At 72.9% G+C, this 12,838-nt stretch carries 14 protein-coding genes; 7 read left to right on the top strand and 7 right to left on the bottom strand.

Translation table 11 applies throughout. The annotated features are described in order from the left end of the window. The first annotated feature begins 50 nt into the window (after positions 1 to 50). Entirely contained in the window at positions 51 to 569 is a 519-nt protein-coding gene (locus ELQ39_RS25870; RefSeq protein ID WP_190004069.1) for a gluconokinase, read from the top strand. A 71-nt stretch (positions 570 to 640) separates the two neighbouring features. Next, positions 641 to 2,038 carry a GntT/GntP/DsdX family permease gene (locus tag ELQ39_RS25865; RefSeq protein WP_190004068.1) on the top strand — a complete coding sequence of 466 codons (1,398 nt, stop codon included), beginning with the start codon at positions 641 to 643 and terminating at the stop codon, positions 2,036 to 2,038. A 65-nt stretch (positions 2,039 to 2,103) separates the two neighbouring features. Here ELQ39_RS25865 and ELQ39_RS25860 read toward each other — a convergent pair whose 3' ends face one another. The 4 genes from ELQ39_RS25860 to ELQ39_RS25845 all read right to left on the bottom strand — a co-directional run bounded on the left by ELQ39_RS25860 (position 2,104) and on the right by ELQ39_RS25845 (position 6,098). Continuing rightward, a complete protein-coding gene (locus ELQ39_RS25860; protein WP_242594217.1) occupies positions 2,104 to 2,727 on the bottom strand; it encodes a cytochrome b/b6 domain-containing protein in 624 nt (207 codons plus the stop codon). Then, the gene (locus ELQ39_RS25855; RefSeq protein ID WP_242594215.1) at positions 2,711 to 3,472 is read right to left on the bottom strand and encodes a molybdopterin-dependent oxidoreductase; all 762 of its coding nucleotides are present in this window, start codon (positions 3,470 to 3,472) and stop codon (positions 2,711 to 2,713) included. Before ELQ39_RS25855 ends, ELQ39_RS25860 begins: the two co-directional genes overlap by 17 nt. Before the next feature lie 82 nt (positions 3,473 to 3,554). Beyond that, complete coding sequence (locus ELQ39_RS25850; RefSeq protein ID WP_190004065.1) at positions 3,555 to 5,096, bottom strand: APC family permease; 1,542 nt, start codon at positions 5,094 to 5,096, stop codon at positions 3,555 to 3,557. Between the two features lie 51 nt (positions 5,097 to 5,147). Then, the gene (locus tag ELQ39_RS25845) at positions 5,148 to 6,098 is read right to left on the bottom strand and encodes a hypothetical protein (protein WP_242595658.1); all 951 of its coding nucleotides are present in this window, start codon (positions 6,096 to 6,098) and stop codon (positions 5,148 to 5,150) included. A gap of 258 nt (positions 6,099 to 6,356) precedes the next feature. On the opposite strand from ELQ39_RS25845, the gene ELQ39_RS25840 reads away from it, so the two are divergent. The 3 genes from ELQ39_RS25840 to ELQ39_RS25830 are packed head-to-tail and all read left to right on the top strand — an operon-like array spanning position 6,357 to position 7,644. Then, positions 6,357 to 6,911 (top strand): NUDIX domain-containing protein, encoded by a 555-nt coding sequence (locus tag ELQ39_RS25840; RefSeq protein ID WP_242594213.1) that lies wholly within the window; start codon positions 6,357 to 6,359, stop codon positions 6,909 to 6,911. A 17-nt stretch (positions 6,912 to 6,928) separates the two neighbouring features. Beyond that, positions 6,929 to 7,321 carry a YidH family protein gene (locus ELQ39_RS25835; RefSeq protein ID WP_190004063.1) on the top strand — a complete coding sequence of 131 codons (393 nt, stop codon included), beginning with the start codon at positions 6,929 to 6,931 and terminating at the stop codon, positions 7,319 to 7,321. Beyond that, the gene (locus ELQ39_RS25830; RefSeq protein WP_399878998.1) at positions 7,309 to 7,644 is read left to right on the top strand and encodes a DUF202 domain-containing protein; all 336 of its coding nucleotides are present in this window, start codon (positions 7,309 to 7,311) and stop codon (positions 7,642 to 7,644) included. The genes ELQ39_RS25835 and ELQ39_RS25830 overlap by 13 nt, the downstream gene beginning before the upstream one ends. Positions 7,645 to 7,707: 63 nt before the next feature. Here the strand turns inward: ELQ39_RS25830 and ELQ39_RS25825 are convergent, their stop codons facing one another. After that, positions 7,708 to 8,658, bottom strand: coding sequence for an NADP-dependent oxidoreductase (locus ELQ39_RS25825; protein ID WP_190004061.1), 951 nt, complete (start codon positions 8,656 to 8,658; stop codon positions 7,708 to 7,710). Between the two features lie 197 nt (positions 8,659 to 8,855). Here ELQ39_RS25825 and ELQ39_RS25820 point away from each other — a divergent pair, with 197 nt between their 5' ends. Both ELQ39_RS25820 and ELQ39_RS25815 read left to right on the top strand, forming a co-directional pair. Continuing rightward, positions 8,856 to 9,878: a phosphotransferase family protein gene (locus ELQ39_RS25820; RefSeq protein ID WP_190004060.1), complete on the top strand. Its 1,023-nt coding sequence runs from the start codon at positions 8,856 to 8,858 to the stop codon at positions 9,876 to 9,878. Positions 9,879 to 9,884: 6 nt separating this feature from the next. Next, entirely contained in the window at positions 9,885 to 11,099 is a 1,215-nt protein-coding gene (locus ELQ39_RS25815; RefSeq protein ID WP_242594210.1) for an acyl-CoA dehydrogenase family protein, read from the top strand. Positions 11,100 to 11,154: 55 nt separating this feature from the next. Here the strand turns inward: ELQ39_RS25815 and ELQ39_RS25810 are convergent, their stop codons facing one another. Both ELQ39_RS25810 and ELQ39_RS25805 read right to left on the bottom strand, forming a co-directional pair. Then, positions 11,155 to 11,748, bottom strand: coding sequence for a TetR family transcriptional regulator (locus ELQ39_RS25810; RefSeq protein WP_190004058.1), 594 nt, complete (start codon positions 11,746 to 11,748; stop codon positions 11,155 to 11,157). A 202-nt stretch (positions 11,749 to 11,950) separates the two neighbouring features. Beyond that, complete coding sequence (locus ELQ39_RS25805; protein WP_242594208.1) at positions 11,951 to 12,724, bottom strand: SDR family oxidoreductase; 774 nt, start codon at positions 12,722 to 12,724, stop codon at positions 11,951 to 11,953. Positions 12,725 to 12,838 lie beyond the last annotated feature (114 nt).

Genomic DNA, 12,838 nt, shown 5'->3' with positions numbered 1-12,838 from the left:
TCGGCATCAACGGCAAGGTGTCGACGAGGACAGCAGACAGCGAGGCAGCGATGAACACCCCCCATGTCGTCGTGGTCATGGGCGTCGCCGGAACGGGCAAGACCACCATCGGTCCCCTGCTCGCGGCCCGCCTCGGCGTTCCGTACGCCGAGGGCGACGACTTCCACCCGCAGAGCAACATCGCCAAGATGTCGGCGGGCACCCCGCTCACCGACGACGACCGGTGGCCCTGGCTCGACGCCATCGGCGACTGGGCGCAGGGGCGCGCGGGTCTGGGCGGCGTGGTCAGCTGCTCGGCGCTGAAGCGCTCGTACCGCGACCGGCTGCGGGCCGCCGCGCCCGGCGTGGTCTTCGTGCACCTCACCGGCGACCGCGCCCTCATCGAGGACCGGATGTCGCACCGGCAGGGGCACTTCATGCCCACGGCACTGCTCGACTCCCAGTTCGCCACGCTCCAGCCGCTGGAGCCGGACGAGACCGGGGTCGCCGTGAACGTGGCGGGCACCCCCGAGGAGATCACCGAACGGGCGGCCACCGCCCTGACGTCGCTCTCCGAGCCGACCCCGTAGGACCCCACCCCCCACCGGCCCCTCCCCCCGGGGCCGCCCCTCCCCCGACCCGTACTTCCTAGGGATCCACCGTGACCAGACTCAGCGTCGAGATGCTGGCAGCGGACGTACCCGAGCCGATCACCTCGGCCGGCCACGCTCAGCTGGGCATCGCCGTCCTGGCGGGCATAGCCGTCATCGTCCTGCTCATCACCAAGTTCAAGCTGCACGCCTTCCTGGCGCTGACCATCGGGTCACTGGCGCTCGGCGCCTTCGCCGGCGCGCCGCTGGACAAGGTCATCACCAGCTTCAGCGCCGGGCTCGGCTCCACCGTCGCCGGTGTGGGCGTGCTGATCGCCCTGGGCGCGATCCTCGGCAAGATGCTCGCCGACTCGGGCGGCGCCGATCAGATCGTCGACACCATCCTCGCCAAGGCCGGTGGCCGCTCCATGCCCTGGGCGATGGTGCTGATCGCCTCGGTCATCGGTCTGCCGCTGTTCTTCGAGGTCGGCGTGGTGCTGCTGATCCCGGTGGTGCTGATGGTCGCCAAGCGCGGCAACTACTCGCTCATGCGCATCGGCATCCCGGCCCTCGCCGGTCTGTCCGTGATGCACGGCCTGGTCCCGCCGCACCCCGGCCCGCTGGTCGCCATCGACGCCGTCGGCGCCAACCTGGGCGTGACGCTGGCGCTCGGCGTGCTCGTCGCCGTCCCGACCGTGGTGATCGCCGGTCCGGTGTTCTCCAAGTACGCCGCCCGCTGGGTGGACGTCCCGGCGCCCGAGCGGATGATCCCGCAGCGTCCCTCCGAGGACCTGGAGCGGCGCCCCGGCTTCGGCGCGACGCTGGCCACCATCCTGCTGCCGGTCGTGCTGATGCTCGCCAAGGCTCTGGTCGACATCGTGATCGACGACCCCGAGCACAACGTGCAGCGCGTCTTCGACGTGATCGGCTCCCCGCTGATCGCGCTGCTCGCCGCCGTGCTGGTCGGCATCTTCACCCTGGGCATGCCCGCCGGCTTCAGCAAGGAGCGGATCTCCTCCCTGGTGGAGAAGAGCCTGGCACCGATCGCGGGCATCCTGCTGATCGTCGGCGCGGGCGGCGGCTTCAAGCAGACCCTGATCGACACCGGTGTGGGTCAGATGATCCTCGACATCTCCGAGGACTGGTCGATCCCGGCGCTGCTGCTGGCCTGGCTGATCGCGGTGGCGATCCGGCTGGCGACGGGCTCGGCGACCGTGGCGACCGTCTCGGCGGCCGGTCTCGTCGCGCCGCTCGCGGCCGACATGTCGACGACGCACGCCGCGCTGCTGGTGCTGGCCATCGGCGCCGGTTCGCTGTTCTTCAGCCACGTCAACGACGCCGGCTTCTGGCTGGTGAAGGAGTACTTTGGCCTGAACGTCGGCCAGACGATCAAGACCTGGTCGATCATGGAGACGATCATCTCGGTGGTCGCGGGGGCGCTGGTGCTCCTGCTGTCCCTGGTCATCTAGCCGGGTCCGGACCCACGGCGGCCCGTCCGCCCCTCATGGGAGGGGCGGACGGGCCGCCGTCGTGTTCAGGGGCGCCACAGCGAGTGCTCGCGCTCGGCCCACTCCCGGCGGACCGAGCCGGTGCGCAGACCGCGGCGGGCCTCGGGGTCGGCGAGGGCCGTCCCGATGTGCCCCGCGAGGACGATGCCTACGGTCAGCGCGAGCCAGTCGTGGACGAAGGTCGCGGCGGTGCGCCACACGAGCGGGGTGAGGTGGGTGAACCACATCAGCAGCCCGGTGCCGAGCATCACCAGTGTGGCCCCGGCGATCCAGGCCGCGTACAGCTTCTGCCCGGCGTTGAACTTCCCGGCCGGGCGGGAGGCGGGGCGGCGGTCGCGGCGCAGGGCGGCCCGCAGCCAGACCCGGTCGTGCGGGCCGAAGCGGTTGAGCCGGCCCAGGTCCGCGCGGAACGCGCGGGAGACGAGGGCGGCGAGCACGGGGACGGGCAGGAGCAGCCCCGACCACTGGTGGAGGGTGACGACCAGGGCGCGACGGCCGGCGAGCTGTGCGAGCTGGGGGACGTAGAGGCAGGCGGCGGTGGCCACGCAGACGCCCATGAGCAGGGCGACGGCGCGGTGCGCCCACCGCTGGGCGGGGACGAAGCGCCGTACGGTCGTGGCGGCGGGCGGGGCGTCAGCTCGTGGGGGCATCGTCGCGTCCGTTCGAGCGGCCGACCCAGGCGTCCACGTCGTAGCCGCGCAGCTCCCAGTAGCCTGGTTCGACCTCGTCGGTGACGGTGATGCCGGAGAGCCACTTGGCCGACTTGTAGAAGTACATGGGCGCCACGTAGAGCCGGGCCGGGCCGCCGTGGCCGTGGCCGATGGCCTCGTCCCGCATGCGCAGGGCGACCAGGACGTCCGCGCGGCGGGCCTGGTCGAGGGTGAGGCTCTCGGAGTACGTCCCGTCGAAGCAGGTGAAGCGCACCGCGCGGGCGGTGGGGCGCACCCCGGCCGCGTCCAGCAGCCGGGACAGCCGCACGCCCTCGAACGGCGTGCCGGGCACCCGCCAGCCGGTCACGCACTGCACGTCCCGCACCAGGCGGGTCTGCGGCAGGGCCTCGAGGTCGGCGAGGGTGTAGGAGGCGGGGCGGTCGACGAGCCCGTCGACGGTGAGCCGGTAGGTGCGGGCGTCCTTGCGCGGGACGGACGCGGCGACCGAGTAGTAGCGGAAGCCGCCGCCGTTCGGGAGGAGTCCGGTCAGGCCGGTGGGGTCACGGTCGGCGGCGCCTGCGAGGAGGGACTCCAGGCCGCGCTGGAGGGAGGGCGCGGCGGCCAGGCCGAGCGCGCCGAGGCCGAGGGTGCCGAGCAGGACGCGGCGGCCGACGGGCGCGCCGCGCGCGTCCGGGTCGTCGGCGCCCGGGTCGTCCCGGCCCTGCGAGGGGTCTTCGGGTTTCACCCCCTCATTCGAGCACCCGCGCCCCCGGGCGGACCAGGGAACGCGGGTGCTCGTCAGACTTCGGTAAGCAACGGGGCCGGTGCTACGGGGTGCGCCCGGCCTCCTTCTCCAGCTGGAACGCCTCGTTGCCCAGACCGATCCGGGCGTGCGTCCCGGGGGCGCGGGTGCGCAGGATCGCGCCCTGGACGAGTCCGGTCACGAGGGCGACACCGATGACGCCGGGCAGGATCCAGCGCAGCGCGGAGTCCGGCCCTGTGCCGACCAGCACGTCGAAGTCCTTGACCGTGTAGACCGCGATGACCAGGAGGGCGATGCCGGCCACCGCCGAGGTGACCAGCCGCCAGGCCTGGGCGCCCGCGGCGCCGCGCCGTACGAAGAAGACCACGACGGACAGCGAGGCGATGGCCATCAGGACGATGACGCCGAGCGCGCCGATGTTGCCGCCCCAGGTGAACAGGTGCAGCACGGGCGCGGTGGGGTCGCCGGCCGGCTTGTCGTCGGTGAGCGCGAAGGTCAGCACCAGCACGACGGCGATGCCGGACTGCAGGAGGGAGCCGGTGCCGGGGGCGCCGCTGGAGCCCGTGGTGCGGCCGAAGGCGGCGGGCAGCAGGCCTTCGCGGCCCATGGCGAAGGCGTACCGGGCGACGACGTTGTGGAAGCTGAGCATGGCCGCGAACATGCCGGTCACGAACAGCACGTGCAGCACGTCGGTGAAGGTGGAGCCGAGCCGGTCCTCGGTGAGGAAGAACAGCAGGCCCGCGCTCTGCTCCTGGGAAGTGGCGACGATCGTGGCGGGGCCGGTGGCCACGGTGAGCGCCCAGCTGCTGATGGCGAAGAAGACGGCGACGCCGGTGACGGCGAGGAACATCACGCGCGGCACCAGGACGTGCGGCCTGCTGGTCTCCTCCGCGTAGACCGGCGCCTGCTCGAAGCCGAGGAAGGCCGCGATGCAGAAGCACAGGGCGGTGCCGACGCCGGCGCCGGTGAGGGTGTCCGGGTTGAAGGCGTGCAGCGACAGGCCCTCTTTGCCGGGGTCGGCGACGGCGGCGATGTCGAAGACGACGACCAGCAGCACCTCGATGACCAGCAGGACGCCGAGGACCTTGGCGTTGACGTCGATCTTCAGCAAGCCGAGCGCGCCCACGGCGAGCGCGGCGGCGAGCGCCGGTATCCACCAGGCGACCTCGAGGTCGGCGTAGGTGGCGAAGAGGCCGGAGACCTCGAAGCCGAAGATGCCGTAGATGCCGACCTGGAGGGAGTTGTAGGCGACGAGGGCGACCAGGGCGGCGCCCGCGCCGGCGGTGCCGCCGAGTCCGCGGGAGATGTACGCGTAGAAGGCGCCCGCGTTGTGGACGTGCCGGCTCATCTCGGCGTAGCCGAGGCTGAAGAGCACCAGCACGGCGCCCAGGACGACGAAGAGCAGCGGCTGGCCGACGATGCCCATCACCGCGAATGTGGTGGGCATGACACCCGCGACGACCATGAGCGGGGCGGTCGCCGCCAGCACGGAGAGCAGCAGGCCCCCGGTGCCGAGACGGTCGGCCCGCAGGGCGCGTTCCCGCCCCTTGAAGGTGCTGATCCCCTCGGCCGGGGCTCTGTTGGTGCTCGAACTGTCCGTCGTCATCTCGAGACCGTCCTTGGGTCGGTGGTGGGTGCGGGGGCGTTCGGGGTGGGGTCAGGCCGTGCCCAGGGCGGCGGCGCGAGCGCTACGGAAGGCGGTGAGGCCGTCCCGGTCGGGATAGGACCAGGGGGCGGGGGTGGCGTGGTCGCCGATGCGGTGGAACAGCGCGGCGGCCTCGGCCCCCCGGCCCTCGCAGACCTTGGCGTGGGCGAGGAAGTTGAGGTCGACCAGGCGGCGCGGGTGGTCCTCGTGCTCCCACTCCAGCCACCAGTCGAAGGCGGCCTTCATCACCTGCCGGGCGCGGCGTCCGACCCAGTGGCCGGAGGCGGCCGGGTCGGCGGGCTCGTGCCCGGCGGCGGCGAGGGAGCGGTAGCGCTCGGCGTGCGCGATGACCGGCAGGATGGCCAGCGGCGAGTCGGCGGGGGCCTGTTCGGCGGCCCAGTTGGCGAAGTCGTACACCTCGTGCAGCGGGTCGGGGCCCGCCTCCACCCGGCGCTCCGCGAGCCAGCCGACGACGAGGTGGTGGGCGTGGTGGTGGTCGGCGTAGCGGGTGCGGACCTGCTCGAAGATCCGGACCACGTCGCCCTCCGCGCCCAGGGAGCACTCCAGCATCAGCAGCCCGAGCCAGGGCGTCGGGTCGTGCGTCAGCTGCGCGGCTGCCTCGCGGCACACCTCGCTGACCCGGGCCGGCTTCTCCTTGCCGCGCAGGGCGCGCCGCACCTGGGCCATGGCCAGCAGCACGGCGGCGTCGCCGGAGTCGGGCTCGGCGAGCAGCCACTCGCGGGCCCACGCGGCACAGTACGGCTCCTTCGCGAGCACCGTGATCCGGTGTCCGCGGCGGTCCCAGTCGTCCCCCGTCCTGACCAGCAGCGAGCGGGTGCTCTGCCACCGCCCCTGTGCCAGTGCGGCCCGCGCGGCGACGAGTTCGGCGTCGTCGAGGGCCTCGTCGTAGGCCTGCGCCGCCCGTCTGCGGGCGCGGCCGAGGGGAGGCGGGGGTGGGGGCACCGCGAACTTCCTCACGCGCTTCTCTTGTCATACGGCTCGCGGCGGGTGGTCGGTGGCAGTGGTCGGCTGCCGATCGCCACGAGCTGATCACGGACAGCAAACCGTCAGCCAACGGATCACGTCAAGGGCACCGGGGCCGTTACACGCGTCAACTGCGGTCACGAACGGGCAACTTGTGGCGCCCGTGAACGACCTGCCGACCCCCGGCGGCGCAGGTCGCCGGCGCCGGGACGGCGAGGGCGCTGCTTTGATGGCGGTATGAGTGAGAGCGGCAGCAGCAGGAGCGGAACGAGCGCCGACGAGATCCTCGACATCGTCGACGAGCAGGACCGGGTGATCGGGCAGGCCCCGCGCGGCGAGGCGTACGCACGGGGGCTGCGCCACCGCTGCGTCTTCGTGCTGGCGCGCGACGCGGAGGACAGGGTCTTCGTCCACCGCCGCACCCCGACGAAGCTGGTCTTCCCGTCCCTGTACGACATGTTCGTCGGCGGGGTGGTCGGCGCGGGCGAGACGTACGACGAGGCGGCCCTGCGGGAGGCCGAGGAGGAACTGGGCGTGAGCGGTCTGCCCGCGCCCTCGCACCTGTTCACCTTCCTGTACGACGACGGCTCCACCCGGACCTGGTGGTCGGCGGTGTACGAGGTGCGCTGCGAGCTGAAGGTGCGGCCGCAGGCCGAGGAGGTCGCCTGGCACGCCTTCCTGCCCGAGGAGGAGGTTCTGCGGCGGCTCGAGGAGTGGGAGTGGGTGCCGGACGGGCTCGCGGCGTACGAGCGGCTGCGGGCGCATCGGGCGGGGCGGACGGACCAGGTCTGACCGGTAAGGTCGCCCCCGTGATCGACTTCGCACGGAACGTCCGGTTGTGGTTCTCCCCCGCCGAGGTGCGGGACGACGGGGAGACGCCCGACTACCGCTTCTCGCTGGCGAACGAGCGGACGTTCCTCGCCTGGCTGCGGACCGCGCTCGCGCTGATCGGCGGCGGGTTCGCGGTGGACCAGTTCCTGCCCGGTCTGCGGTGGGGGTGGCGGGTCGGGCTGGCCCTCGCCCTGCTGGCGTCGGGGGCTCTGTGCGCGCTGCGGGCGGTCAACCACTGGGTGCGGTGCGAGCGCGCGATGCGGCGGGGCGAGGATCTGCCGGTGTCGCGGTTCCCGGCGCTGCTGGGGGTGGTCGTGGCGGGGGTGGCCGTGGTGATGGTCGTGGTGGTGCTGTTGGGGTGGGAGGGGTGACGCCCGGACTGCTCGGCGAGCGGGATCCCGGGCTGCAGCCCGAGCGGACCCGGCTGGCGTGGCGGCGGACGACGCTGGCGAGCACGGTGGTGGCTGTGCTGGCGGGGAAGGCGGGGGTGGCCGGCGGGGCGTCGGGGGGTGTGCTGGCCGCGGGGGTCGTGTGCTGTGCGGGGTGGGCGGGGATGTTGGTGGTCGCCCATCGGCGGATTCGGGGGCTGGCGGGGGGCGGGGAGCCCGAGCGGCTCTCCCTTGGGTATGCGGCGGGAGTCGTGGTGTGCGTGCTGTTGACGGTGGGGGGTGGGGTGGGGGTGGTGCTGTGGTGAGGGGTTCACGCCCCCGCCGCCCTTTCCCGTCCCAGCCCGGGGCTCCGCCCCGGGCCCCGCTCCTCAAGCGCCGGAGGGGCTGATTTCCTGCGGCACCGTGATCGCGATCTTGCCGCGTACGTGGCCCTCCTCGCTGCGCCGGTGCGCGTCCGCCGTCCGTTCCAGGGGGAACGTCTCCTCGACATGGATCCTCAGCACCCCCTGATCCGCCAGTTCCGACAGCTTGCGGAGGTCCGCGGGGTCCGGCCGGACGAACCAGTACGCGCCGCCGTAGCCGGTCACTCCCGGGTCGACGATCGACGCCAGGCGCCCTTCCGGCGCCACCAGGTTCGCGGAGGCCTTGAGCGCGTCCCCGCCGACCGTGTCGAAGACCGCGTCCACCCCTTCGGGGGCGAGCCCCCGGACGCGTTCGGCCAGGCCCTCGCCGTAGCTGACCGGCTCCGCCCCCAGGGCCCGCACGAAGTCGTGGTTGCCTTCGCTCGCCGTGCCGATGACCCGCGCTCCGAGGTGGGAGGCGAGCTGGACCGCGACGGAGCCCACCCCGCCGGCCGCCGCGTGCACCAGTACGGTCTCGCCCCGCCGGACGTTCAGGACGCGGTGCAGCACCTGGTGGGCGGTGAGCCCCGCGAGGGGGATGCCGGCCGCCTCCTCGAAGGAGAGCCCCCGCGGCTTGGGCGCGAGGGTGCGCACGGGGGCGGCCACGTACTCGGCGCAGGTGCCGAAGGAGAGGACGTCCTCGCGGACGTAGCCGATCACCTCGTCGCCCTCGGCGAACTCGGGGACCGCGGGTCCGGGGCGGACGACGACGCCCGCGAGGTCCCAGCCGGGGATCACCGGGAAGACGGCCGGGAGGATCGCGTCGAGGTGCCCCTGGCGGGCCTTCCAGTCGACCGGGTTGACGGACGCCGCCCGGACCTTGACGAGCACGTCGTCGGGGCCCAGCTTGGGGTCGTCGGCCTCGCCGTACTCGAGGACCTCGGGGCCGCCGTACCGTGCGTAGCTGATCGCCTTCATGCGTCGACCCTCCGGTGTCGGCCCACGGCGTGCAAGCCGAATGGTCCGATGTACGCCGTTCGCGTCACCGCAGGGGCCGACGGCGGAAGGGCACTCCCCCTATCGTGGACCCGATCACGTTTCGCTCCCGGTCTGGACGGCATACCGACCGGTCGGCATCATGGGCGGGTACTGTCCGTCTGCCCACAGGAGCGACGATGAGCCCCGACCACCCGCCCGGACTGGATCTCGACCGGCTGCGCGAGCTGCTCGAACGCGAGCGGCCCGGTCTGCTCGGCGGCCCCCTCTCCGGCCGGCTGATCGAGGGCGGCAGGTCGAACCTCACCTACACGGTCACCGACGGCGCGGGGACCTGGGTGGTGCGGCGCCCGCCGCTCGGCCACGTCCTCGCCACCGCGCACGACATGAAGCGCGAGCACCGGGTGATCAGCGCCCTGCACCCGACCGGCGTGCCGGTGCCGCGTCCGGTGCTGCTGTGGGAGGACGAGGAGGTGCTGGGCGCGCCCTTCTACGTCATGGAGTACGTCGAGGGCACCCCGTACCGCACCGCCGAGCAGCTCGCCCCGCTGGGCCCCGGGCGCACCCGGAAGGCCGTGCTGAACCTGGTGGACACGCTGGTCGAGCTGCACGCCGTGGACCCTGCCGAGGTCGGGCTCGCGGACTTCGGCCGTCCCGAGGGCTTCCTGGACCGGCAGCTGCGGCGCTGGGGCAAGCAGCTCGACGCCTCCCGCAACCGGGAGCTGGCCGGCATCGACGAGCTCCACGCCGCGCTCGGCCGTGAGCTTCCCGTCTCCCCCGCGCCCGCCGTCGTGCACGGCGACTACCGGCTCGACAACGCGCTGATCAGTGACGACGAGTCGGTCCGCGCGGTCCTGGACTGGGAGATGTCCACGCTGGGCGACCCGCTGACGGACCTGGGTCTGCTGGTGATGTACAGCAGCCCGCTGGGCATGCCGGACTCCCCCGTCTCCACGACCGCCGAGGCCCCGGGCCATCCGACGCCGGCCGAGCTGATCGAACGGTACGCCGCGCGGTCGGGGCGGGACGTGTCGTCCGTCTCCTGGTACACGGCGTTCGCCTGGTTCAAGCTCGCCGTGATCCTGGAGGGCATCCACTACCGGTACACGCTGGGCCAGACGGTCGGAGCCGGGTTCGACCGCATCGGCGATCTGGTCCCGGTCTTCATCGAGCACGGTCTGACCACCCTTCAGGAAGGCTGACGAGACATGAACTTCGCGTTCGACGCGCGCACCGAGGAGCTGCGCGCCCGGCTCCTCGCCTTCATGGACGAGCACGTGTACCCCGCCGAGCAGGTCGCGCACGAGCAGCGGCAGCGGCTGTCCTCGCCGTGGGAGAACCCGCCGGTGGTGGAGGAGCTGAAGGCGGAGGCACGCCGGCAGGGCCTGTGGAACCTGTTCCTGCCCGACGCCGTGTACGGCGCCGGACTCACCAACCTCCAGTACGCGCCGCTCGCCGAGATCACCGGCCGGTCCCCGCAGCTCGCGCCGACCGCCACCAACTGCGCCGCGCCCGACACCGGGAACATGGAGGTGCTGGCGCAGTTCGGCGACGAGCGGCAGAAGAAGCAGTGGCTGGAGCCGCTGCTCGCGGGCGAGATCCGTTCGGCGTTCGCGATGACCGAGCCGGACGTGGCCTCCTCGGACGCCACCAACATCACCACGCACATCCGGCGGGAGGGCGACGAGTACGTCGTCTCGGGCCGCAAGTGGTACATCTCCGGGGCGATGCACCCGGACTGCAAGATTTTCATCGTGATGGGCAAGACCGACCCGGACGGGCCGGACATCCGCCGCCAGCAGTCCATGGTCCTGGTCCCGCGCGACACCCCGGGCGTCACCGTGAAGCGGGCCATGCAGGTCTTCGGCTACGAGGACCACTACCACGGCGGTCATGCCGAGGTCGTCTTCGACGAGGCGCGCGTGCCGGTGTCGAACCTGATCGGCGAGGAGGGCGGCGGGTTCGCCATCGCCCAGGCGCGGCTCGGTCCGGGCCGGATCCACCACTGCATGCGGCTGATCGGCATGGCCGAGCGGGCGATCGAGCTGATGTGCCGCCGTGCGGTGTCCCGGGAGGCCTTCGGCAAGGCGCTCGCCCAGCAGGGCGTGGTGCAGAACTGGATCGCGGACGCGCGGGTCGCGGTCGAGCAGCTGCGGCTGCTGGTGCTGAAGACCGCCTGGATGATGGACACCGTCGGCAACCGGGGCGCGCACACCGAGATCCAGGCCATCAAGATCGCCACCCCGCGCACGGTCGTCGGCATCCTCGACCGGGCGATCCAGCTGCACGGCGCGGGCGGCGTGAGCCAGGACTTCCCGCTGGCCGAGCTGTACGCGGGCGCGCGCACGCTGATGCTCGCGGACGGCCCGGACGAGGTGCACCAGCGGTCGCTGGCCCGCCGGGAGATCAAGAAGTACCTGTAGCAGGCGGGGAACCGGCCCGTCGGACGCCCTGGGCGCCCGACGGGCCGGTGACGCTTCACGGACGCAGCGCGCGCAGCAGGAGGTCGGCGAGGTGGTCGGCGACCTCCTGCGGGCTGAGCGGGCCGTCGGGGCGGTACCAGGTGGACAGGTGGTGCACCGAGCCGAAGTGGTAGTCCACGACGAGGTCGGCCGGGGTCGCCGTGGAGAAGACGCCCTCGCGCTGGCCCTCCTCGATCAGCGCGCGGAACCGCTCGTGGTAGCGCCGGCGCTCGGCGCGGACCTGCTTGTTCTTCTCCGGGCCGAGGTGGTGCATGGAGCGGAAGAAGATCGACGCGTCGTCGAGGTTCTCGATGGTGGTGACGACGACGTCGGCGGCCGCGCCGCGCAGCCGCTTCTCGATGGGCTCGTCGGCGTCGGCGAACCGGTCCAGGCGCTCCTGCTGGAGGCGCAGCACGCGCGCGTAGACCTCGTGCAGCAGGTCGTCCTTGGAGCCGAAGTAGTGGTACAGCGCCCCCTTGGTGACGCCGGCCGCCTCGACGATCTCCTGCACCGAGGTGCGGTCGTAGCCCTGCTCGGCGAAGAGCCGGGTGGCGGCGGCCAGCAGCCGCTGCGGCACGGGGGTCCCGTCACCGTCCGTCGTTCTGGGCACTGCCGCCACCCGCCTTTCCGTGTTGCTGTCGGTCGTCGTGCGTCCGGGGAACGCCGTCCCCGCCGGGAGATCTTCCCACTCCACGCGATCGCCGCTCCGGGCACCGCCTCCCCGCCCAGTTTCTCCCCCGGTACGGCGACACGTGCGGGCGGGTCCGCGCCGGAACCCGCCCGGTGGGGGTCGGGCGGGTCCGGCGCGGGTGTCAGCGGGTGGCCTCCCACTGCCGCTGGACGCGGTTCATGCCGCCGAGCCAGCGTTCGGGATCGGCCGCGCGGGCGCGGTAGTACTCGGCGACCTCGGGGTGCGGCAGGATCAGGAAGCGGTCCTGCTCGATGCCGTCGAACAGGGCGTCGGCCACGTCCTCCGGCTCGATCGCGGTGGGCTTGAGCACCAGGTCGCCGGCGCTGCCGCTGGCGTCGAGCATGTCGGTGCGCACGCCCTGCGGGCAGATGGCGTGCACCTTCACCCCGCGGTGCCGGTACGTGAGCGACAGCCACTCGGCGAAGGCGTAGGCGCCGTGCTTGGTGACGCTGTAGGGGGCGGTGCCGATCATGGTGAGCAGTCCGGCGGCGGAGACGGTGGAGACGAAACGGCCGCTGCCGCGCTCCAGCCACTCGGGGAGCAGCGCGTGCGCCGCACGGACGTGCGCCATCACGTTGACGTCCCAGGACAGCGCCCAGTCCTCCTCGCGCAGCGGCTCGCCGGGCTCCCCGCCGTCGCGGCCGACCCCGGCGTTGGCGCACCAGACGTCGACCGTCCCGCCGAGCACGTCCCGGGCCTCGTCGACGACCGAGGAGGCGTCGCCCGCCAGCGCGTGACCGCCGATCTCCTCGGCGACGGCCTTGGCGCGGGCGGCGTCCAGGTCGTTGACCACGACCCGCGCCCCCTGCGCGGCGAAACGGCGGGCCAGCGCCGCTCCGATGCCGCCCCCGGCTCCCGTGACGACCACCTTCGCACCCTGCACGGCTTGCACCATCGGTCTCCTCCGACGCGGCTCGCGAACGCCTCACCGCGTCAGACTAACCGGTCGGTATGCCGGTAGGAAGGGGCGTTCCGCGTGGCATCGGTCCCGCTCGTTCCCCGGGACGGT

This window comes from Streptomyces sp. GB4-14, assembly GCF_022696125.1.
GTDB lineage: Bacteria > Actinomycetota > Actinomycetes > Streptomycetales > Streptomycetaceae > Streptomyces > Streptomyces werraensis.
This window is presented reverse-complemented; position numbering and strand designations above follow the sequence as displayed.

Excerpts from the sequence above, each read along its gene's own strand:
- ELQ39_RS25850 (WP_190004065.1), bottom strand. The coding sequence starts at position 5,096 with ATGACGACGGACAGTTCGAGCACCAACAGAGCCCCGGCCGAGGGGATC.
- ELQ39_RS25860 (WP_242594217.1), bottom strand. The coding sequence starts at position 2,727 with ATGCCCCCACGAGCTGACGCCCCGCCCGCCGCCACGACCGTACGGCGC.
- ELQ39_RS25825 (WP_190004061.1), bottom strand. The coding sequence starts at position 8,658 with ATGAAGGCGATCAGCTACGCACGGTACGGCGGCCCCGAGGTCCTCGAG.
- ELQ39_RS25815 (WP_242594210.1), top strand. The coding sequence starts at position 9,885 with ATGAACTTCGCGTTCGACGCGCGCACCGAGGAGCTGCGCGCCCGGCTC.
- ELQ39_RS25820 (WP_190004060.1), top strand. The coding sequence starts at position 8,856 with ATGAGCCCCGACCACCCGCCCGGACTGGATCTCGACCGGCTGCGCGAG.
- ELQ39_RS25840 (WP_242594213.1), top strand. The coding sequence starts at position 6,357 with ATGAGTGAGAGCGGCAGCAGCAGGAGCGGAACGAGCGCCGACGAGATC.
- ELQ39_RS25870 (WP_190004069.1), top strand. The coding sequence starts at position 51 with ATGAACACCCCCCATGTCGTCGTGGTCATGGGCGTCGCCGGAACGGGC.
- ELQ39_RS25805 (WP_242594208.1), bottom strand. The coding sequence starts at position 12,724 with ATGGTGCAAGCCGTGCAGGGTGCGAAGGTGGTCGTCACGGGAGCCGGG.